This window comes from Sphingomonas sp. CL5.1, from assembly GCF_013344685.1.
Lineage (GTDB): Bacteria > Pseudomonadota > Alphaproteobacteria > Sphingomonadales > Sphingomonadaceae > Sphingomonas.
This window is the reverse complement of record NZ_CP050137.1, coordinates 144,489-165,741: the sequence shown is the minus strand read 5'-3', so window position 1 is coordinate 165,741 and position 21,253 is coordinate 144,489. Positions and strand designations below refer to the sequence as shown.

General features: G+C 61.8%; 14 protein-coding genes and 5 pseudogenes. 9 read left to right on the top strand and 10 right to left on the bottom strand.

Translation table 11 applies throughout. The annotated features are described in order from the left end of the window. The first annotated feature begins 262 nt into the window (after positions 1-262). A protein-coding gene (locus F9288_RS00870; RefSeq protein WP_174834841.1) for an IS3 family transposase occupies positions 263-1,434 on the top strand; the annotation gives its coding sequence in 2 pieces (ribosomal slippage) (positions 263-530 and positions 530-1,434; 1,173 coding nt in all). A gap of 160 nt (positions 1,435-1,594) precedes the next feature. Here the strand turns inward: F9288_RS00870 and F9288_RS00865 are convergent. Beyond that, positions 1,595-3,187 (bottom strand): class I adenylate-forming enzyme family protein, encoded by a 1,593-nt coding sequence (locus tag F9288_RS00865; protein ID WP_217482569.1) that lies wholly within the window; start codon positions 3,185-3,187, stop codon positions 1,595-1,597. A gap of 235 nt (positions 3,188-3,422) precedes the next feature. Between F9288_RS00865 and F9288_RS00860 the strand changes: the two genes are divergently transcribed. The 6 genes and pseudogenes from F9288_RS00860 to F9288_RS21885 all read left to right on the top strand — a co-directional run. After that, positions 3,423-4,070: a TetR/AcrR family transcriptional regulator gene (locus F9288_RS00860; protein ID WP_217482568.1), complete on the top strand. Its 648-nt coding sequence runs from the start codon at positions 3,423-3,425 to the stop codon at positions 4,068-4,070. Positions 4,071-4,080: 10 nt separating this feature from the next. Further along, positions 4,081-5,310: a cytochrome P450 gene (locus tag F9288_RS00855; RefSeq protein WP_174834872.1), complete on the top strand. Its 1,230-nt coding sequence runs from the start codon at positions 4,081-4,083 to the stop codon at positions 5,308-5,310. Beyond that, positions 5,250-6,446 carry a hypothetical protein gene (locus F9288_RS00850; RefSeq protein ID WP_217482567.1) on the top strand — a complete coding sequence of 399 codons (1,197 nt, stop codon included), beginning with the start codon at positions 5,250-5,252 and terminating at the stop codon, positions 6,444-6,446. The genes F9288_RS00855 and F9288_RS00850 overlap by 61 nt, the downstream gene beginning before the upstream one ends. A gap of 49 nt (positions 6,447-6,495) precedes the next feature. Then, a complete protein-coding gene (locus F9288_RS00845) occupies positions 6,496-7,233 on the top strand; it encodes an SDR family NAD(P)-dependent oxidoreductase (protein WP_174834871.1) in 738 nt (245 codons plus the stop codon). 86 nt (positions 7,234-7,319) lie between these two features. Then, the gene (locus tag F9288_RS21890; RefSeq protein WP_217482566.1) at positions 7,320-7,544 is read left to right on the top strand and encodes a hypothetical protein; all 225 of its coding nucleotides are present in this window, start codon (positions 7,320-7,322) and stop codon (positions 7,542-7,544) included. Between the two features lie 12 nt (positions 7,545-7,556). After that, positions 7,557-7,784 (top strand): annotated as a pseudogene (locus F9288_RS21885) (acetyl-CoA C-acyltransferase); the annotation flags it as partial. Between the two features lie 45 nt (positions 7,785-7,829). Here the strand turns inward: F9288_RS21885 and F9288_RS00835 are convergent. Further along, a complete protein-coding gene (locus tag F9288_RS00835; protein WP_174834870.1) occupies positions 7,830-9,386 on the bottom strand; it encodes an ISL3 family transposase in 1,557 nt (518 codons plus the stop codon). A gap of 133 nt (positions 9,387-9,519) precedes the next feature. Here F9288_RS00835 and istA point away from each other — a divergent pair. Continuing rightward, a pseudogene (gene istA, locus F9288_RS00830) lies at positions 9,520-10,952 on the top strand (IS21 family transposase); the annotation flags it as partial. Here the strand turns inward: istA and F9288_RS00825 are convergent. Continuing rightward, positions 10,949-11,476: pseudogene (locus tag F9288_RS00825) on the bottom strand (transposase); the annotation flags it as partial. The pseudogenes istA and F9288_RS00825 overlap by 4 nt on opposite strands. 184 nt (positions 11,477-11,660) lie before the next feature. Here F9288_RS00825 and F9288_RS00820 point away from each other — a divergent pair. Then, positions 11,661-11,837: pseudogene (locus F9288_RS00820) on the top strand (IS3 family transposase); the annotation flags it as partial. A 271-nt stretch (positions 11,838-12,108) separates the two neighbouring features. Here the strand turns inward: F9288_RS00820 and F9288_RS00815 are convergent. The 7 genes and pseudogenes from F9288_RS00815 to F9288_RS00790 all read right to left on the bottom strand — a co-directional run bounded on the left by F9288_RS00815 (position 12,109) and on the right by F9288_RS00790 (position 21,213). Beyond that, the gene (locus F9288_RS00815; protein ID WP_174834869.1) at positions 12,109-13,119 is read right to left on the bottom strand and encodes a sugar kinase; all 1,011 of its coding nucleotides are present in this window, start codon (positions 13,117-13,119) and stop codon (positions 12,109-12,111) included. 9 nt (positions 13,120-13,128) lie between these two features. After that, complete coding sequence (locus F9288_RS00810) at positions 13,129-13,296, bottom strand: hypothetical protein (protein ID WP_174834868.1); 168 nt, start codon at positions 13,294-13,296, stop codon at positions 13,129-13,131. Continuing rightward, positions 13,293-14,759, bottom strand: a complete 1,467-nt coding sequence (locus F9288_RS00805) for a pectinesterase family protein (protein WP_174834867.1) — start codon at positions 14,757-14,759, stop codon at positions 13,293-13,295. Before F9288_RS00805 ends, F9288_RS00810 begins: the two co-directional genes overlap by 4 nt. Positions 14,760-14,953: 194 nt before the next feature. After that, complete coding sequence (locus tag F9288_RS00800) at positions 14,954-16,516, bottom strand: glycoside hydrolase family 28 protein (protein ID WP_217482564.1); 1,563 nt, start codon at positions 16,514-16,516, stop codon at positions 14,954-14,956. A 244-nt stretch (positions 16,517-16,760) separates the two neighbouring features. After that, a complete protein-coding gene (locus tag F9288_RS00795) occupies positions 16,761-19,097 on the bottom strand; it encodes a TonB-dependent receptor (RefSeq protein WP_254621018.1) in 2,337 nt (778 codons plus the stop codon). A gap of 34 nt (positions 19,098-19,131) precedes the next feature. Next, a pseudogene (locus tag F9288_RS21980) lies at positions 19,132-19,575 on the bottom strand (TonB-dependent receptor plug domain-containing protein); the annotation flags it as partial. Between the two features lie 171 nt (positions 19,576-19,746). Then, positions 19,747-21,213 (bottom strand): Gfo/Idh/MocA family protein, encoded by a 1,467-nt coding sequence (locus F9288_RS00790; protein WP_174834866.1) that lies wholly within the window; start codon positions 21,211-21,213, stop codon positions 19,747-19,749. Positions 21,214-21,253: the final 40 nt, after the last annotated feature.

Genomic DNA, 21,253 nt, shown 5'->3' with positions numbered 1-21,253 from the left:
ATCGTTGAGGGGGCGGAGCCCGGCAAGGTCGAAGCGGTGATATGCGCCGGAAGAGACGATTATGTTGGCCGGCGCCCGGCCTCAAGCAGCCGGCGAACCATCCAGACCCGACAAGTGCTGGACCTCGACGCGAACGCAGCCGCGGCAGGCAGGTGGGGCCGCGCCTCGCAGTAATGGCCGCGCCAGGTGCAGGTGGTCTGCCATGGAAAAACTGGTCCAATTCTGAAGAGAGTCCGTTTGAGCATGAGAATTGGAGAAAGGCATGGGACGTCAGCGATATACGCCGGAACAGATCATCGCGAAGCTGCGTGAGGTGGATGTAATTGTCGGGCGGGGCGGGACTGCTGTTGAAGCTTGCCGCCAGATCGGGATTGCGGAACAGACGCTGTATCGATGGCGCAAGGAATATGGCGGGCTGAAGGTTGATCAGGCGCGCCGGATGAAGGATCTTGAGCGCGAGAACGCGCGACTGAAGAAGCTGGTGGCGGACCTCGCGCTCGACAAGGCGATCCTTCAAGAGGCATCGAAACTGACTTTTTGAGCCCCTCCCGTCGCCGTGAGGCGATCGAGCAGGTCCGTCGCGCGTTGCCGGTATCGGAGCGACGGACCTGCCGTGTTCTGGGCCAGCATCGTTCGACACAGCGCCACCCGCCGAAGGACGATGCCGACGAGCAGCGCCTGACGGCCGACATCGTCGCGCTGGCCAGGGACTATGGCCGATATGGCTATCGCCGCATCCATGCCTTGCTGGGCCATGCCGGCTGGCAGGTCAGTCTGTCGGTAGTCGAGCGCATCTGGCGGCGGGAGGGTCTCAAAGTGCCGAAGCGGCAACCGAAACGGCGTCGGCTCTGGCTGGGCGACGGATCGTGCATTCGGCTGCGCCCGCAGCATCGCGGGCATGTCTGGTCCTACGACTTCGTTGAGGATCAGACGTACAACGGGCGCAAATACCGGATGCTCAACATCATCGACGAGTTCAGTCGCGAGTGCCTGGCGATGGTTCCGCTACGGCGGTTCCGCTCGCACGACGTGATCGACGTGCTGGCCGACCTGTTCATCGAGCATGGGCCGCCCGAGCATATCAGATCCGATAACGGCCCCGAGTTCGTCGCCAACGCGGTACGCGAATGGCTCGGCCGGCTCGGCGTCACCACCCTTTATATCGAACCGGGAAGCCCGTGGGAGAACGGCTATATCGAAAGCTTCAACGCACGCCTGCGCGACGAGCTGCTCAACGGTGAGATCTTCTACAGCCTCGAGGAGGTACGGATCGTCACTGGCTGGTGGCGTGCACATTACAACCGGGCAAGGCCCCACAGCAGCCTCGGTTATCGACCACCGGCGCCGGAGACGATCGAGATGCCAGCCTGGCCGCTCGGCTCCGCTGCGCTCCGCCCCCCGCCCAGGCTGGCATCGGAGGTCCGCATCAACTAACTGTGCAACCGGACCAGTCATCGCGGGCAGTCCACAGGCTGTCGCGATCGACGGTCGGTAGCGCGATCGCGCAGCGGAAGGGTGAACCTCTGCGCGCGCCAGAGGCAGCGACCACTTCGATTCTCTTCGTCGATCTGTTGGGTTGTGCGAAGGGCGTGCGTCAGCGGGGCGAGGCCGCAAGATCGGCATCGTCGCAGCAGGACCGGTACTCCTCTCGAAGTGCGTCCTTGCGGATCTTTCCGTAGGTCGCGCGCGGGAAGTCGGAGCGTGCCACGACGCGGTTGAGCCGCTGGTACTTGGCGAGCCGGGCGTTGACCCACACGCAGATCTCGTCCGCCACGTCCGCCGGCGCGTCGCGGACGAGCGAGACGACACCGATCGGCGTCTCCATCCATCGCGGGTGCGGGACACCCACGACGGCGCATTCGGCCACCAGCGGGTGCGAGGCGAGAACCTCCTCCAAGTCGGCCGCATAGACGTTGATGCCGCCGGACTTGATCATGTCCTTCTTGCGACCCGAGACGTACAGGAAGCCGTCCTCGTCCAGATGGCCGAGATCGCCGCTGCGAAGGTAGGTCCGCCCCTCGGGCGACGTCCAAACGACCTCTTCAGTCAGGTCCGGCCGGTCGACATAGCCCCGCATCATGCCCGCGCCATAGGCGACGATCTCGCCGGTCTGTCCCCGTGGCAGTTCCCGCGAGTCCTCGTCGAGGATGCGGATGTCCTCCAGGAAGCCCGGCTTGCCGACGGTGTTGCGCTTGCCCGACGCGAAATCGCCCGGAACCGCGAGCGTGAAGAATCCCTCGGTGGCGCCGTACACCTCGTAGATCCCGGCGGAGGGCACGCGGGCGGCGATCTGGTCGCGCACCGCCATCGGCATCGTCTGCCCGGCGCTGACCAGGACGCCCAGCGTCGCCAGATCCTCGTCGGGCCCGTCCTGCTGGAGGATGGCGACGTACATCGCGGGGACCATGAAGCTGTGCGTCCCGCCCTCACGTCGCACTGCCGCCCTGAACGCCTCCGGCGAAAATTTCGGCACCAGCACGATGGTGCCGCCGAAGTACAGCGTCGGCAGCATCGTGATCATCGTCCCCGACGCATAGAGCGGTGTGGTGCAGACGGCGACGGTGTAGCGGCCGATGCCAAGGCCGGCACCGAAGCCGTAGCAATAGTTGAGCCGGCCGAAGTGACTGTGCTCGATGCCCTTGGGCGTTCCCGTCGTCCCCGAACTGTAGAAGACGGTCATGGCGTCGGACGGATCCAGCCGGACGGCCGGCGGCGCGGAACTGCCCGCAGCGGCGAGCGCTTCCGCGCTTGCCCAACCCGGGCGGTCGCCCCCGAAGACGAAGAAGCCGTCGTCGTCGACATCGGGAAGCCTCGTCCGGATGCGGTCGATCTGCTCGGCGGACGCCGCGTCCGCGAACATCAGCCTGCCGCTCGAGGCCGCGGCGAGCCGGGCGAGCGAGACGTCGTCGAGCATCATGTTGAGCGGCACGATCACGCCGCCGGCGCGGGTCGCCGCCCAGAACAGGATAAATGCAGGAACGCCATTGGGAAGGAGCATGCAGATGCGGTCGCCCTTGGTACACCCGCGATCGATGAGCGCATTCGCGAGCCTGTTCACGCGACAGTCGAGTTCGCCCCAGGAGAGCCGATCCTCGCCACAGACCAGCGCGCAACGGTTGGGCTGGATCATGGCGTGGTGCGAGATCGCATGGTTACAGAGATGATGATTCTGATAGTGGGGCAGCACGCCGCGAGTTCCTCTCCTGGCTCCGCGAGGCGACTGGATGCGAGTGGTCGCTCTCAATTTCGCCGATTAGTGCAGATTGGCCGCACTCGTCAATTCGGGCAAGCCGCCCCGCACTCGGCACTTCCTTCCCAATGACTTTTCGGCTCGCCTGGCTCCGGGCATTGACGCGGCATCCACGATTTGACATCCTCAGAAATGCGAGCAAACGCTCCCATCTGAAACGATGAAGCAGGTCATGACATCTCAGCTTAAGGTCGTGCAGGGGGGCAAGGCTCCCGCCAAGCCGGGCGGCGTCCGCAAGGAGAATGCCCGTAAGCGTCGCCAGGCGCTCGCGGAGGTGGTGATGCAACTCGTCAAGGAGCGCGGGTTTCACGCCATTTCGGTGAACGAGGTGGCGGAACGTGCCTCCTTGAGCGTGGGTGGCCTTTATCGACATATCGACACCAAGAACGACCTGCTCGAGATGGTCTGCGACGAGATCAACCTCGATTTGCTCCGGGACATGAAGGCCGCCGCGGCCTCCGTGCGAGGCGTGCGGGCCAAGCTCGAGGGCGCCATTCGAACCTACTGGCTGCGCCACTGGAACAACGCCGCCCTGATCCTTCTTGCGTATCGCGAGTATCAGTCGTTCTCAGACGACGCCAAGGCCCGTTACCGGGCAGACGAGCTGGCCATCAGCGAGTATCTAAGCGATCTGATCCGCGCCGGCGTCCTCACCGAAGAGTTTCGGGAGGTGGACGATCGGCTGCTCGCGCACGAGATCATCATGCTGTCCCACATGAGGGCGCTCAAGGGTTATGCCTTCAAGGGCAGGACTCCGGAACACTGCTTGCAAGAGATGGTCGACCTGATCTTCTCCCGACTTGGTGGGGGTCGCGCCTGAGGATATTCACATGACTGTTACCGACCTGTCCTTTGATCCGTCCGATCCTGCGACCTTGCGTAACCCGCACCCGATCTTCGCAACCCTGCGTCGCGAGGATCCGGTGCACTGGAGCGAGGCGATGTCCGGGTGGATCGTGACGACTTACGACGACATCCTCGACGGGCTGACCAACAGCAGCACCTTTTCCGCCGAGCGGCTGACGAACGTGCGAAAGCACCTGCCCAGCGGCGCTCAGTCGGCGGCCGAGGACATCCTGCGCTATCTGAACAGCTGGATGGTGTTCCGCGATCCGCCCGACCATACGCGCCTGCGGCGCCACATGGCGGCGGTGCTCAGTCTTCCCACGTTCGAGGCGCTGAGGGGAACGGTGTCCGACCTGACCAACATGCTCCTCGACGAGTTGCCGGTTGATGCACCGTTTGACATGGTCTCGTCGTTCTCGATCCTGTTGCCGGGCATGGTCGTCATGGAGCTGATGGGTGTCGAGCGGGACCGGCTGCTCGAGGTCAAGAGTTGGTCCGACGACATGATGCTGTTCATCGGGAGCGCGCGGGGCGTTCCCGACAAGTACGAGCGCGCGCGCCGCGGCGCGACGGCGATGGCGGCGCTCTTCAAGGAGATGATCGCCGAGCGCCGCCACACGGCGCATAGCGACATCCTGTCACAGCTGATGGCCTCCGAGATCGACGGTCAGGCGTTGAACGATGACGAACTGGTCGGCTGCCTGATGATGGTGCTGAACGGAGGTCACGAGACAACGGCCAACCTCATCAACAACTCGCTGATGGCGCTCGTGCAGCATCCCGATCAGCTTGAATGGCTGCGCGCCAACCCCGACGGCATCGACGTCGCGGTTGAGGAATTCCTGCGCTACGACAGCCCGATCCTGTCGATCGGCCGTGTCGTCAAGGAGGAGACCGAGCTCGGAGGCAAGCAGCTTTCAGCGGGTGAACGAGCATTTTTCATGCTGCTGTCGGCCAACCGCGACGAAGAGGTCTTCGACGATCCCGACACGCTGGATGTGACGCGCAATCCCAATCCGCACATGGCGTTCGGCAAAGGACCCCATTTCTGCCTCGGCACTCCGCTCGCCAGGATCGAAGGGCAGATCGTCCTGCGGGAGATGCTGCAACGATATCGCTCGATCGACCTGGCGGCTCCTTTGGAGGAAGTCACTTGGATCAACTCGATGGTGACGCGGGGGCCGACCCGACTGCCGCTCAAGCTCACCCGGTGAGCGGAGATTGGGCGTATGAGGCGGACGGCTACTTCGAGGAGCAGTATCCGCTTTCGCCGCTTGACGACCACCTGATCCACCAGACCCCGGATCCGATCCGCGTCGCGGCGACGACCGATCCGCGGTTCTTCGAACGGCACTGGAACATCTTCCACGACCAGGCGGGCGAGCTGTTAATCGCGACGGGCGGCAGTTTCTATCCCAATCTCGACACCGCCGAAGCGTATGCAATCGTCACTTGTCGGGGCGTGCAGCGGTCGGTCCGAGCGTTCCGGCGAATCGGCGCCAATCGCGGTTCCATCCATGTCGGCCCGATCCGGCCGACGATCGTCGCGGGAATGCGCGAGTGGCGGCATGAACTCGACGCCCGCGAGCATGGCCTCGCCTACGATCTGACGTGGCGGGACTCGCACCGTCAGATGTATCGCGCAGCCTATGGTTCGCTGGAGAACGGCAATCCGCCGGGCGGGCAGCGCCACGTCACCGCGGGCTTCGAAAGCTTCGGCACGGTGGGCGGCTGGGTCGAATTCGAGGGGGAGCGGTTCACGCTCGATCCTGGAACCGCACGCGGCACGCGCGACCGTCACTGGGGCATCGGCCGGGGTGTCGGAGGGCCGCGCTTCCAGTCGGACGGCAAGCCGCCAAAGGCGGGCTGGATCGGCGGCGTCTGGATCGCTTTTCGGGACTTCGCCATCTGGGGACCGATCGTCCTCTATCGCTACGGCGATTCGCGGGCGCGCTACGGCAAGGTGCGTAAGGTAGACCGACGCTTCCGCTTCGAGCCCGTGACGCAGGTCTTCGCCGAGGCCGTGATCGACTTTACTCTCGATAACGGCGACATGAAGCGCGTCCATTTCGAGAAGCTCGGTCAGCAGACCGCATTCATGACCTGCGGGCTCTATGGTGGCTCGCCCGATCGCTCGATCTGGCAGGGCGATGCCCAGCCGGACGGAACGGTGCAGGGCGATCGTCACGATCTTACCGATCCGGACATCCGGATCGCGCTGCGCGGACTGGACGAGCACCATTGCCGCATCACCTGCGATGGCGAGGTGTCCACCGGCCTCCTGCAACCCCTCGAGCCCGACGCTTTCCTGGCGTGCGAACGGGACGAGAAGGGCTGGGCCTTTCTCTGAGCAACCAATCGACTGCCGACGAGCGGCGGCGGTAGACAAGGAGAGTGTCATGACGGATCGGCTGCGCGACAAGGTGGCGATCGTGACGGGCGGTGCATCGGGGATTGGTCATGCAACCGTTCAGGCGTTTCTCGCGCAAGGTGCCAAGGTCGTCGTCGCCGACCTCAGCCGCGATCTGGAGGCGGTCATCGGGACGCTGGGCGCGTCCGCTGCGGGCATCCGCACCGATGTCAGCGATCCGGGACAGGCAGCGGCGATGATCGAGTTCGCGATCGAGCGTTTCGGCCGGCTCGACGTGCTGTGCAACAACGCCGGGATCGACGGGGCGCAGAAGCCGCTGGTCGATTACGATCCCGCCGAGTTCGACCGCGTGCTCGCGGTGAACCTGCGCGGTGTCTTCCTCGGCATCAAGTATGCGACCCCGCACTTAGCCGAACGCGGCGGCGCGATCATCAACGTCGCCTCGATCGCCGGGTCGGTCGTCATGCCGCAGATGGCGGCCTATTGCGCCTCAAAGGCGGGCGTGATGCAGCTAACCAAGGTCGCCGCCGTGGAGAACGCACGGTCCAACGTCCGCGTGAACTGCATCGCGCCCGGCGTGATCCGTACGCAGATGGTCGCGGATCTGCCGCCGGAATTCATCGCCGGCCTGGAGGCCGCGACACCCGTCGGCCGGATCGCCGATCCCGCGGAGGTGGCGAACCTGGCGGTGTTCCTTGCCAGCGACGAATCGCCTTTCCTGACCGGCATGACGATCAACATCGACGGCGGGTTCACACTGCTCTGACCCAAGACCCTGCGCCTCTCAAGCCTGACGCCATTGTCTCCAATTGAACAGCAGTGTTCAGACCAGACCCGATCAGGGAGATGGCGATGAGCGAACCGGTTTACGTCTACGAGGCCATTCGCACCCCGCGCTCGAAAGGGAAGTCGGATGGCGCATTGAACGAGGTCAAGCCGATCGACCTCGTCACCAACCTGCTAATCGAGATGCAGCGGCGCACCGATCTCGACACCGCCAGGGTCGAGGATCTCGTGATGGGCTGCGTCGCTCCCGTGAGGGAGAACGGCTCCGTCCTCCCGAAGATCGCGCACTAGAAGGCGGGCTGGGCCGAGACGGTGCCGGGCGTTCATCTCAACCGCTTCTGCGCGTCAGGGCTCGACGCCTTCAACCAGGCGGCGTCGCGTATCGCGTCGGGCTGGGAGGATCTGATCGCGGCCGGCGGGTTCGAGAGCATTAGCCGCGTGCCGATGGGCCCCGATGGCGGGCCGTTCTCCGAGGACCCGGCGACCGTGCGCGCGACGGGGTTCGTGCCGCAGGGGATCGGCGCCGTGTGAATCGGCGTGCAATATTGGCTCTGACGCATTTTTGATGATCGATGGTCATGTCGCGCCGATCAGCCGCGCCTGGAGGAGGTCGAGTTTTCCACGGCCATACATCTGACGTTTGACCAGCTTGAGCTTGGTGATCTGCCCCTCGGTCTGGCCGTTGGACCATTGGGTGACGATGGCGGCGCGAACCGCGGCAATATCCTTGGCGACGCCGTTTGCGAATGACGCGACAAGACTGCCGTGCGCCCGAGCTATCCACGGATCAAGATCGGCGCCGACCTTACGACGGATCATGGCGTGGAAGCCCTCGATGATGCGCCGCGCATCGACCAGGGATGGCACGCCGGCTTCAACGGCCGCGACGGTGAGCGTTTCCGCCTTGGAGAGATCATTGCGGTCGATCGTCATCAACCGTGCGATGGTTCTGGCTGACGGTACGCGGTGAAGCGTGTCGGCATCGATCTTGTCGGCGCGCCGTCGGCGTGTTGCCCACTCTGTCACGACGCGCAGCGACCCCCGAAAGCCCTGCGTCTGCAACGAACGCCACAGTGCCGCGCCATTGTGGCAACCTGCCGCCCACTGCAGATCCAGCCATGGCAGATAGGACTCGAGGGATGTCTCCCGCGTTCTGAACACGTCGCTGCGTTCCCCGCGCAGTACCCGCCGCACCGTGCCCCGGCTGTGGCCGGTGCGGCGCACGATCTCCTTGATCGCGACGCCGTCCTTGGAGAGCGCGAGGATCGCGGCATTGGTATCCTCGCGATGAAGATACCCTTCGTATTGGAGCCGCTCGGCGGCCGTGAGCAACTCGGGCTTGATTGTCATCGCACCGATGGCGCATCGGATATTCCGCATCGACCGGCGCACCGCGTCAAGGAAGGCACGGCTGGCGTTTTCCATGAGATGCCAGCGGTCGGCGACCTGCACCGCATTCGGCAGGGCCCTGGCCGCCGCGCGAGCATAAGCGCCGCCGCGATCGCGAGCGATGATCGCTACCTGCGGCTGCTCTGCGAGCCATGCTTGGGCAGTCGCTGATTCCCGGTCTGGCAGCAGACGTATCGGCCGGCGCCGCTCGAGGTCGCAGATGATCGTGCAATATCGTTGATTGCGCCGCCATGCCCAGTCATCGATACCAATCACCGTCGGCGCCGGAGATGGTGGATATCCCCGACGTCGCACGACGCGGAGCAGCGTGTCATTGCTGACCGGCAACATGAGCCGCCGCGCAAAGCTGGCTGCGGGCCGACCGCCAAGGGCGAGACCGAGGTGATGAACCAGCATTTCCAGTCGGCCTGTGCGTCGTGCCCAGGGCGCTACGACGCCATCGGCGAAGCGTTCCGCGAAGATCCTTTGCCCGCATCGTACAGCTTCGCAGCGGAAGCGGCGGACATCCGCGATCAGTTTAACAGGGCGGCCCGCCAGGGGCAGATCCAAGATCTGACGCTGGTAGTGGCTGTGAATGCGGCAACTGACGCTGTCGCACCTCGGGCATTGGCTCGTCCGCGACGTACTACGGATCAGGATCGTTGCACTGTCATCCGCCACCGACGAGGCCACAATCGTAAAGCCCGGCGGGATCACCGAGGATGGTCGAAGTGCTTTCTGCATGGCGTTGCTCCCAAATTGGAAACCACGCCATTTTAGCCCGCTAATTTCATCAAAATTGAGTCAGAGCCCAAAATTGACCCCCTGAACAGGCGCGGTTCACGCTTTCGTCCTTTGCGGCGGGGGCGCTTGGGAGATGCTGGTCGTGGAGACGGTAGCGCGGATCCGGCGCGAGTTTTTCGTCAGGGGTAAATCGATCAAGGAGATCGTGCGCGATCTGGGCGTGTCGCGGAACACGGTCAGGAAGGTGCTGCGTTCGGGCGAGACGGCGTTCGCCTACGAGCGCAGCGTTCAACCGCTGCCGAAGCTGGGGCCGTGGGCGGCGGATCTGGTTCGGTTGCTGGAGACGAACGATCGCAAGGCGCGGCGTGAGCGGTTGACGCTGATCCGCCTCTTCGAGGAACTGCAAGGGCTCGGTTATCGCGGCGGCTATGATGCGGTGCGGCGATATGCGGCATCGTGGCACCGTGAGCGATCTGTGGTGACTGCGGCCGCTTACGTGCCGCTGAGCTTTGCCCCTGGCGAAGCGTACCAGTTCGACTGGAGCCATGAGGTCGTCGTCATCGCGGGCGTCACGACGACGGTGAAGGTCGCGCATATGCGGCTTTGCCACAGCCGCATGTTCTACGTGCGGGCGTATCCACGCGAGAGCCAGGAGATGGTATTCGACGCGCATGACCGGGCGTTCGCGTTCTTCGGCGGCGCCTCCAGCGCGGCATTTACGACAACATGAAGACCGCGGTCGATGCGATCTTCGTCGGCCGCGAACGACGCTACAACCGCCGCTTCCAGCAGATGTGCGGGCATTATCTGGTCGAGCCGGTGGCGTGCACGCCGGCGAGCGGTTGGGAGAAAGGGCAGGTCGAGAACCAGGCGGGCCTGGTGCGCGAGCGCTTCTTTACCCCGCGATTGCGGTTCAAGAGCTACGCCGAGATGAATGCGTGGCTGGAGGATCGTTGCGTCGCGCGGTCGAAGCAGGCGGCGCATCCTGAGCTCAAGGATCACACCGTCTGGGAGGTGTTCGAGACCGCCGATCGGCCGGCGCTGATCGCCTATCGCGGGCCGTTCGACGGCTTTCATGCAATGCCGGCGGCGGTATCGAAGACGCTGCTGGTGCGGTTCGATTACAACAAATACTCGGTCCATGCCGCGGCAGCCGGCCGGCCGGTCGATATCCATGCCTATGCCGACCGGATCGTCATCCGCCAGGACGGCGAGATCGTTGGCGAGCATGTCCGCCGGTTCGGTCGCGAGCAGATCATCTATGATCCCTGGCATTACGTGCCGGTGCTGGCGAAGAACCCTCCGCAGCCATTCCAACGATGCTGCGCATCGCCGGAACCTTGGGCTGCTCCGCCCGGTGCGCTGCGCAACGGCGCGCCGTTCAAGGACTGGCCACTGCCGCCCGCGATCGAGCGGGTGCGTCGCCGTCTTGGGGGTTATGTCGACGGTGATCGCCAGGTGGTCGGCATCCTGGCTACGGTCACCAGCGATGGGCTGGATGCGGTCGAAGCGGCCTGCGCCGAAGCGCTGGCCGGCGGCACCGTCAGCCGCGACGTTCTGCTCAACCACCGAAGGTAGCGCATCGACCAAGCTCGCTTCCGCGGGAAGATCCGACCGTGCTTGAGCATGAACGATGTGATGTGCTGGCGATGGACGCGCTGAGTTTCTACGGCGGACCCGCGGGCGCGGACCAGGTCGCGCATTGCCTCGTGGCCCTCGTCAGGCACCCACACCGCGGTGAGTTCGTCTGCACGCAGCAGTCGGGCCAGTCCGATCGCGTCGCGACGGTTGGTCTTCACCTGATCACCCGGCCGCCGTGGGATGAGCGAGGGAGCGACAACGGTGCAATCGAACCCCATCGACCGGATCAAGCGATGAAGTCCATATCCCGTCGGTCCAGCTTCATAGCAAAAAGTGACTTTCCCGTGCTTCGTTGCGAGCCGCTTCACCAGGCGGCGCATGCTCGCCTCGTCAGCATCGAATTCGCCCAGATACCTCACCTCGCCGGTGCGCCCATCTTCGGCGATCGCGACCGCGTTCCGCAATTTCGCCACGTCGATGCCGACAAACGCTTCTCCAAGCTCAGCCATAATATGCCCTCCGCGATAGCGAAGGCTCGGCACTCGCGCCGCCCTCGCCACCACAGAGTAAGCGTAGGATTGCCCTCAGTCGCTCAGCGGACATACGGTCTTACCTACATCGTGCGTGAAATCTTCGCCCACCTTTGCCAGCGTCAAAACGCACCACTCACCGCTTGACAAAAATAGGAGCCTCAATGCCTCCGTCGAGACGTTTTTCAAATCTCTGAAGGCGGAACTCATCTGGCGGCAGAGCTGGCCGACACGGCGTCAGGCAGAAGCCGCCATCTTTCAGTACATCAACGGGTTCTACAACACCCGCCGACGACATTCATATCTGGGCGGCATCAGCCCGCTCGCGTTCGAAGCATGAGACTCGCGTTCGAAGCATGAGATAGGTGACCGGCACAAAACCGTTACAAGTCCACCACCGCCGTCCCTCGCTCTCGCTCAGGACGTCCATATCGACGTCCTTATGGACGTCTCTTAACCGCTCAACCCTCCGCACGGCAGGCGGCCTCACCCGTTCGGTTACGCTGAACGGGGATGAGCCGTAGTTTCCGATCCGCGTCGTGTTCCATGCAACTCGCGACGGCAGGAGGCCCATTGGACGCTTCCCGAGCCTTTGATGCGCGATCCGGCCTTCAGCGCCGGACGTCGAGCCCGCCGCCATGAAAGACATCGATATCGACCTGGCGGAAGCCGCTCGCGTCGCCCGGCAGCGAATGCTTGAGGCACGTCAGCGCGAGACCGCTTTCAGCCATCGCTTGCGCATTGCCGCCGGCGAGATGCGCGTGAAGCACGCCGGCGGCAAAGGCATCGCCCGCTCCGATGCGGTCAACGATCCCGGTGACGTCGATCTCGGGCGTCTGATAGGCGCTGGCACGCAGATCGACGCGCGCGGCGATGCGGTGATGGTCGGCGGACACGATATGCCGCGCCGTCGAGGCAATCAGCTTGAGATTGGGGAAGACAGAAAAGCCCGCATCCGCGGCTTCGCGCCGCCGGTCCTCGCTCTCACCCGAAAAATCGCGGTGAAGCACGAGCGACAGGTCGCGATGGTTGCCGAACAAGATGTCGGCCAGACCGATCAGTTCGGAGAGGATCGCCCGTGGATTGCTGTCCCATGCCTCCCATAGCATCGCGCGGTAATTTCCGTCAAAGCTGATCGGCACGCCGAGCCGCTTGGCCGCGCGGGCCGCACCGAGCGCGGCCTCGGCCGAACGGGGCCCCAGCGCGGGGGTGATGCCCGACAGGTGGAGCAAGCCTGCGCTGCCGAGCAAGGTATCCCAATCATAATCGTCCGCGCCGCTTGCCGCGAAGCTCGACCCGGCGCGGTCATAGACGATCTCGGACGACCGCAACCCCGCCCCAACACTGAGGAAATAAAGACCCATGCGGCCCGGAGAAGGCGTGACAGCGCCGCAATCGATGCCCGCGCCGCGCACCGCCGCCACCGCGCCGCGACCGAGCGCATTGGGCGGAATCCTGCTGACCATCGCGCAGTCATGGCCGAGATGAGCGAGCCCGATCGCAACATTGGCCTCGGCGCCGCCGACGTTCAGCGAGAAGGACGGCGACTGCATCAGCAGTTCGTTGCCCGGCGCGGTCAGGCGGATGAGCAATTCGCCGAAAAAGACGAGGCGTCCGGACATGGTGGGAGCCTAGCGCGCGCGCCAGCCGCCGTCGACGGCGGGGATAGAGGGCGCGGCGTGCGGGGCGTGCCCGGTTTCGGCGAACAGGACTGCATCCTCAGGCAATTTGAAGGAGTGACCGGGCGCTACCGCCATAAGCAATCGATATGTTTCCAAGATCGACAAAATCAGGTTCATTGATCCAACTCTGGCGTCCATCCGCCCAGCACATAGGTCGGGTTGCTGTAGTTTGCGATGGTCAAGGCGTCCCGTTCCATTGTCAGCTGCTTCGACGCGGGATGTCGCATGTTACCGTCGATGGGCTTAGCATCGACAAGGCTCCTGCTATTGTATTCCCAGAGGTGCACGTTTTTCGTGTCGCTGGCCATCTCACCCCAGCCCACGGGGAGTATTCCCTTGAGGCGGGAATTGATCAACACCATCTCGGCGTAGAGATAATCGATACCATGATTGTTGGGGGAACGCGCCAGCAGGGGCGGCCCAGCCAAGGGGCCAAGCGGGCTCGGACCATCGGGAGTTTCGAATAGGGAATCCAGGAAGACGAAGCCATGATTTTCTTGAGGGTTGCGAGGCCAAGCATAGGAACCCCAGGAAGATATTTCACATTTGTTGCAAAATAAGGGCCCTTTTCCGATGATAGAATCCCCCTCCCCGACAATCTTCGAATCCACGACATAGAGACGCCCTTGCACCTGCAGAGTGTCTCCGGAACGAATTATGTTCATGCGGCTAAGAATGTTTTTATCGCCGGAGATGTACAATGCGCCGGCCTGTCCGCTAAGATAGTTACTGATCGTAAAATTGGTTAGATGTATCTCCGTCGATGCGGCGACGGTGAAGGCATCCCGCGCCACAGGCGGATTCGATGGCGGATTGAACAGGCTGCTATTTCCATACCCCACCCGCACCTTCTCCCGGTCCTGACCTCGGATGGTGAGTTTGGATTTGTTGCGGAAGTACACTATCTCCTCATAATCCCCATTCTTGATAAATATGGTCACACGGCTCGGGGGATTGTCGGGAACAAAATCCAAGGCTCCTTGCACTGTATTGAAATCGCCGGAGCCGTCGGCAGCCACCACGATCCGGGTCGCATTGTCGGAAGGCGGTGCCTGCTTGACTTTGAAGGTCCAGTTATTGTTGCCTTGAATGCCGGCAAACCGAGCGTTTCCGGCGACAAGCACGCCCTGATCGATTTGAACGATATACGTGCGATTATACCGCAGCCGATTATTGTGCGGATAGATCGTGGCAATGTTTCCATGAATAATCACCGGATGGAAGTGAAGGCCGGCCATTCCGCCGATCGTGGTCGTCTGATAGGGCCCCTGCGGCGCAACTGAGGGACGAGTCTGCCCTTGCCAGGTAGCGTCCAGACCGGCTGGGATACTGATGTCCAGGCTGTCCACCAACCGATTGTCCGCGGCATCATAGATCCTGATCTGCCCGGACTTTCCCAATGTGGGCGGCACGGAGAAGGTCAAGACAAGATGCGTATCTGGATTTACGCCGGTTGCTCCGTTCGCCGGAAAGAGGCTGACCTCCGTGGCTTGAGACTTTGCAGTCACAAAACTCGATAGCGCAAAAATCAGGAGAAGTGACCAAATCGATTTTCTAATTCCTATCGTAAATCCCGTCACATGCATCCTCTGTCGAACATCAGCTGGAACATATCCGAATGATCGCATTCCAATCGCGTATTGGTTTGTCCGGACATCCACAGCGCTCTCGTTTCCCCAATCATAACCGGAAATGAGCCTTTGATTTTTGAGAAAAACCACATCGCGCAGAGCTATTTTTCTAAAAGGTATAATACGTCTAGAAAAAATAAAGTCTAGGATGGATTCTTCCGTGTACTTAGACTGTACGGCTTTTCTTTGGGTTCTATCTTCACGTTTCGAAAGGATACCCTGCCGGACGTGTTCAGAACTTCCGTTGCATCCACGCCTGAAAATAAACAGTTAGCAAAGCTAATTGCATCGATGACCGCACCGGGAAAAGAAACGACGTACATGACGCGCGGACTGGACGTGCTGGTGATGCCGTCCATCTGTACATTGCGAACGACGGGCGTGTGCGAACCAGCCGTCCCTTCGTCGTAAAGGAAATCGATCGTCAATATCGCCTCGGCGACACGCCCGACCTTGATGCTGCGAGCAAAGACGTTTTCGAGAACTCCTCCTCGCACCGCATTGTTCTTGAAGCGCAGCATGCGTTCGAGATTCGGGCTGTCCATGTCGCAATTTTCAACGAAGACGTTGCGGATGTCGCCCGAACATTCACTGCCGAGAACCACGCCGCCATGGCCGTCCTTCATGCGGCAATTTCGCACGACTATGTTCTCGCAAGGCACGTTTACGCGACGGCCGTCGTTGTTCTTGCCCGACTTGATTGCGATGCAGTCGTCGCCGGTGTCGAATGAACAGTCCTCGATCAGGACGTCGGAACAGCTCTCCGGATCGCAACCGTCGTTGTTCGGCCCGTGAGAGACGATACTGACGCCGCGGACGGTGACGTTGGTGCTGAGCACGGGATGGATTTCCCACATCGGGGAATTGATGATGCGCACACCTTCGATCAAGACGTTGCGGCAGCGGTAGGTCTGGATGAAGTTAGGGCGGAGAAAGTGGCCGGGGCCGAACACCCTGCGCTCGACCGGCACGCCCGTTTCGCCCATCGCATCGAGCGCCTTCTGATCTGGTCCTTGCCGACCTCCCTGGGAACCGGCCCGATTTCCGTTGTCGGCGGCCGCGGCCTCGGCAGCGCTCTTCCAGGCCCACCAGTTTTGAAGCGACGCCTGCCCGTCGAGCGTGCCCCTGCCGGTCACGGCGACATTCTGCTGCTCGAAAGCATAGATGAACGGCGAATAGTTCATGCACTCCACCCCCTCCCAGCGCGTGAGGACGAGCGGGTAGCGGCCGGGATCGGTGACGAATTTCAACGTGGCGCCGTCGGCGAGGTGCAGATTGACGTTGCTCTTGAGATGGATCGCGGCAGTGAGAAAGTCGCCGGCGGGAACCACCACGCGTCCGCCGCCGGCGTGGCTGCATGCATCGATCGCGGCGGCGATTGCAGACGTGGCATCGCTCCGGCCGTTTCCGCGAGCGCCAAAGCGCGTGATGGGAAAATCCCTCGTCGGGAAGATCGGCACCTGGATCCGGGCTAGGATCGACGGGCAATCCTCCCAGCCGCGAGCGGAGAAGCCACCGCCGCCCGGCGGTGGCGCAAAGCCGCCTTGCCCTCGGACCGGGCGCGCGGCAACGGCCTGTCCCGGAGATATCAGACGACCCGCCACCGCGGCGGCAGCGAAGGTTCCCAAGCGGAGAAGATCGCGCCTTGTGGCGGAGAAACCATCCCCCGGTGCGGAACGATGGTCGCCGGACATGCCGCGGCTCAACCTGCCTGCTCCTTTTCGCGGAACACGCACTCCACAATGTCGGAACGCGTAATGTAGAGCGCTTTATGGGTCATCTTTCTCTCTTCTTTCAGCGAAGTGTTTAAGGTGCTTCGAGCCCACCGCAACGGCCGAGACCCTCCCATCGCCCTGGTTCGACTTTCTCACGCAGCCAGACCAGGGCGGTGGAGGCTCACCAGGCGGAATTATTCCGCCTGGTTTCACCCGCGACGAACTTCGTCTTCAATCAGAACCGCACTCTCACTCCCGCATAGACCTGACGGCCAGTTTGGTGATGGGTCAGAACCCGGTTATCCTCATCGACATACTGATCCTGCGGTTCGTTGGTGAGGTTGAGCGCTTCGAGCGTCAGGGTGATATTGTCCGTGATTTTGTAAGAAGCCGACGCATCGAAATTGAGCGTGGAGTTCACGCCGCGTTCGGTGGCGCTGTCGCTGACACCGCCGCCGAATGCCGTAATGTAACCCGACCGATATGCCACCGACCCACGAATGCTGAGGCTTTTGTCCTCATAAAAGAGCGTAGCGTTCGCAGATTCTTTCGAGAGGTTCGTGAGGGGTCCCACCAGCGGCGCACTGCCACCCGGGCCTGGATAGGTGATATTGGCTTTGACGTAGGTGTAATTCGCCAGGACGCCCAAATTGCTCAGGAAGCTGGGCAGAAATCTTAGCTGGTGTTGATAGTTTATTTCCAGACCCTTCAGCGTACCTCCCTCTCCGTTCACGGTGCGGCTGTAGACAAAGAGATCGGTCGGCAGCACGCCGGTGCCGTCGAGCAAGCTGAGCGGCAGCCCCAATGCCGTAAACGGCACCTCGTCTGTAACCGCCGTGCCGGAAAGCGTGCTGATCTTCTTCTGAAACAGTCCTATCGAGAGCAACGATCCGCGCGCGAAGTACAATTCAGCGGACAGATCGATGTTCGTGGCCGCAGTGGGATCGAGGAAAGGGTTTCCGGTCGAGAAACTACGGCCCTGCACCCGTGCCATGAAAGCGCCGCCTGGAGACAGAGCGCCAAGGCCCGGCCTGCTGATCGCCTTGGCCGTGGAGAAGCGGAAGATCAACTTCGGAGTGACGTCGAGCGCTAGATTGAGCGACGGCAACCAATGATCGTAATCGCGATCAACTACGAGCCGCTCGATCGAAGCGTTGGACGCCGTATAGCCGACCGTCACCTGGTTCGTAGCGACGTAGCGGATGCCCGCGTCGCCGCGAAGCGTCATATCGCCCAAAGGCACATTGAATTGCGCTTGGAAAAAGGCGGCCTTTTCGGTCTCGGTCACGTCCACCCAAGCGCTACGCGTATTCGGATTCTCCAATCCCCCGATCCGAAGATCAACGTTCTGGCCATTTATCGTCTGGACACAATTGCAATATATGTTGAACGTCTCGGCAAATTTATCAAAATCGGGGATCACGAAACTACCATACTTTGGATCGCCAGTCAGTCCATTTCTGATCGTCGTGTTCGCTGCAATCTGATCCGGCGTAAGTGTTATCGATTGCTGATCAGATACCCGACGCCCGAAACTCTGCGAGCTATATTTGAATCGACGATATTCCCCTCCGAAACTGAACTTGAGTCCATCGGCCACTTCCCATTGGCCGTTCAGTTTTAGCGTGCGATAGCTGTTGGAGACATCCTGCCGCGCTATGGTGATGGCCGATTGACCATTGACGACCTTCCAGTTGGCCGGATTGGAAGGATCGAAGCCCAAGTTGATGGCCGGGCTACGGTCGTTATCGCGATAATCCCAGGAATATCCATCGACGTTGTCGGTATTGAGTGTAATCGTTGTCTGAACCGGCACCTCGAACACCGATTTCGCATAGCCACCAAAGAGGGTGGCGTGAAACCGGTCAGAAAATTCCTGCTCGAGAGTGGCATTGTACTGCTGGAACTTGGTCTGGTAGCGATCGCGGCGTGATTCTACGAACAGATCAACGTTGTCGAACACGCCATATACTAGGCTGTTTTTTTCATTCACCATGCCGTCCCGGATGATGGTTTCGGGCTTGCCGGTTGCCGTGGGAAGGATGAACACCGCTTCCAGGTAATCTTCGTTTCGCTGTGTCTTCGATTGCGAATAGAGCCCATCGACGGTGAGCAACGTCGTGTCGCTCGGGCGCCATTGAGCCGATCCAGTAAGCCCGAGGCGCTTCATATCATACTGCCAATTGGTAAATCGGGGAATTCGTGGCTGATAGATAAGGCTGTCCCAATTGCTGCCATTGCTCACCGGAAGAAGATTGATCTGGCCGATCGTGTAGCCGGGAAGCGTGGATGCCGGATTGAAGCCGCCACTCGTACCGGTCGGGGCCCACCCCACGGTAGCGTGGCCTTGTTCTACCACGCGACGCTGCGAGTAAGCTGCCGACACTAGAACGCCAAAGGTTTCGTCGGCATTCTTCCAACTCACGAGACCTGCCAGGCGCGGGTCCACTTTTTCGGCAAGATCGTTGTATCCGGCTTGGGCCGAACCGGCCAATACAAGGTGATCCGAATAATCGAAAGGACGGGCGGTCCTGCAGGTCGATCGTCGCGCCCAACGAACCTTCTTCAACATCGGCCGATATTGTCTTGCGGACCGTGATGGAGTTGAAAAGTTCGGAGGCAAACATATTGAAATCGAAGCCACGGCTGCGATTGACGCCACCACTGGAATCAGACCCGCCCGTGGTCGCAATGGCTTCCATGCCGTTGATGCGCACGCGCGTAAAACCAGGTCCTAGACCACGTACCGTGAGACTTCGCCCCTCGCCTCCGTCGCCGCGCGACATGGCAACACCGGGAATGCGCTGAATGGATTCCGCCAAGTTGGTGTCGGGAAAATCGGCGATGTCTTCAGCTTTGATGACATCGACTATGCCGGCGGCGTCGCGCTTTTCGTCAAGCGCGGCAGTGATACTGCTACGAAAGCCCGTAACGACGATGTCACCGTTCTGTGGTTGGTCATTCACCGATTGACCGACGCCTTCTTTAGACGCGCTGGACGCAGTGTCTTGCGCATATGCGCCCCCTGCCGGGAACAGCAGTGCAAACATGCAGGCCAGTGAGGAGACCCCTGCACCCCTGTTCCTGTTTCTCGCTGCTTTTGAGTTAATCATTTTTTCCTCCTCCTTGCGGCGGGCGTCCCGCGGCGCATTTGTTGTTGTGAATGTGTCGTCAGGCGGAACGGGAACGGACAAAGCCGGCGTGATCGTCCCGCAATTCCTTCAGCTTGCGGTTGGTCGCGGCGGCATCGGCACGCGATCTGCGCGGGTGGGCATCGGCGCCAGGTCGGGCCGGCGGAGGCCAGTGACCAGCTCATCGATCAAGACCGGCTTGCCGGTTGTGAAGCAGCGGTTGGCGGCGATGCCGATCAGGCATGATGCCGCACCGGCTCGCTCGTCCGCCGCTCGCAAAGTGGGATCGAGCTGATGCTCGCCGAAGAGATCGGCAAGCATGACGGAATCTCCCCCGGCATGACCGCTGCCGTCGCCCAAGCGCGGCTCGATTTCGCGCGAGCCCTCGCGAAGCGAGTATAGGCGTATGCTGGCATTTTTGACATCGTCCGGCGGCGGCGCAGTGCCGGTCACGAAACTACGCTCGATCAGGCTGTGCTCCAGCCTGCCGCGGGTGCCGTTGAAGGCGACGCTATAGCCTTCCCAGGCATTGCAGGCGTTGAGCGAATAGGACAGCGTCGCGCCGCTGTCATACCCGACGATCACATTCATCGTGTCTTCGATGTCGATTTCGGGCCGCCAGACGCACTGGTCCCGAAAATAGCCGTCATAATGCTCGTTCTCAAGATAGAGCGCCTTGAGCGACGGGTTGGCCGCCAGATCGAGGTAGAAACTGCACGCCGCCTTTTCGGTGCATGTGCGGCAGCGTTCGTGATACCCCGAAAGGCCCAGCCTGCGGGCCATTCCTGGCGTGTAGAATTCGCGCTTTCCGGTCGCGTCGACGCGCACCGGCATCGCCGAAAGCCACCAGTTTACCAAATCGAAGTGATGCGTCGCCTTATGCACCATCAAGCCGCCCGAAATTTCCTTGCGACTGTGCCAGCGGCGGAAATAATCCGCGCCATGCACGGTATCGAGCAGCCAGTGGAAATCGACCGACAGGACGTCGCCGATCGCCCCAGACATCAGCAGTTCCTTTATCTGGGTGCGTATGGGGCCATAACGGTAATTGAAGGTAACCCGGACGTGGCGGTTGTTGCGCCTTGCCGCGTCGAGGACCTGCTGGGTTTCCTCGGCCGTCGTCGTCATCGCCTTTTCGGTGACCACGTCACGGCCCGCATCGAGCGCGCGCACGATATATTCGGAATGATGCGCGCAGGGCGTAGTGACGATCACGACATCGGGGCTGGTTTCGGCCAGCATCTTGTCGAAGTCGGTATGCAGGAATGTGCGCGGAGGAGCGGCGCCGGCGTCTGCGGCACGACGCTGGACATATGCAGCGCGGCCCGGATTCTTGTCGCACACGGCCACCAAGTGACTGGTCGCCTTGTGCGCACCCCAGATCGCATCCTGATACATGCGGGAGCGGTGACCGGCACCCACGATCGCGTACCGTTTCGGTTTGGCTATCCGAGCATATGCCGTCGGAGCCACGAGGGTCGCGGTCCCCGCCGCAATGCCTTTCAGGGCGCCCCTGCGGTTCAGTTCCAGTTGACGATCTTCCAAAACCCCCTCCATTTTACTTATATTTCAACATTCATCTTGTTCTATAAAACAC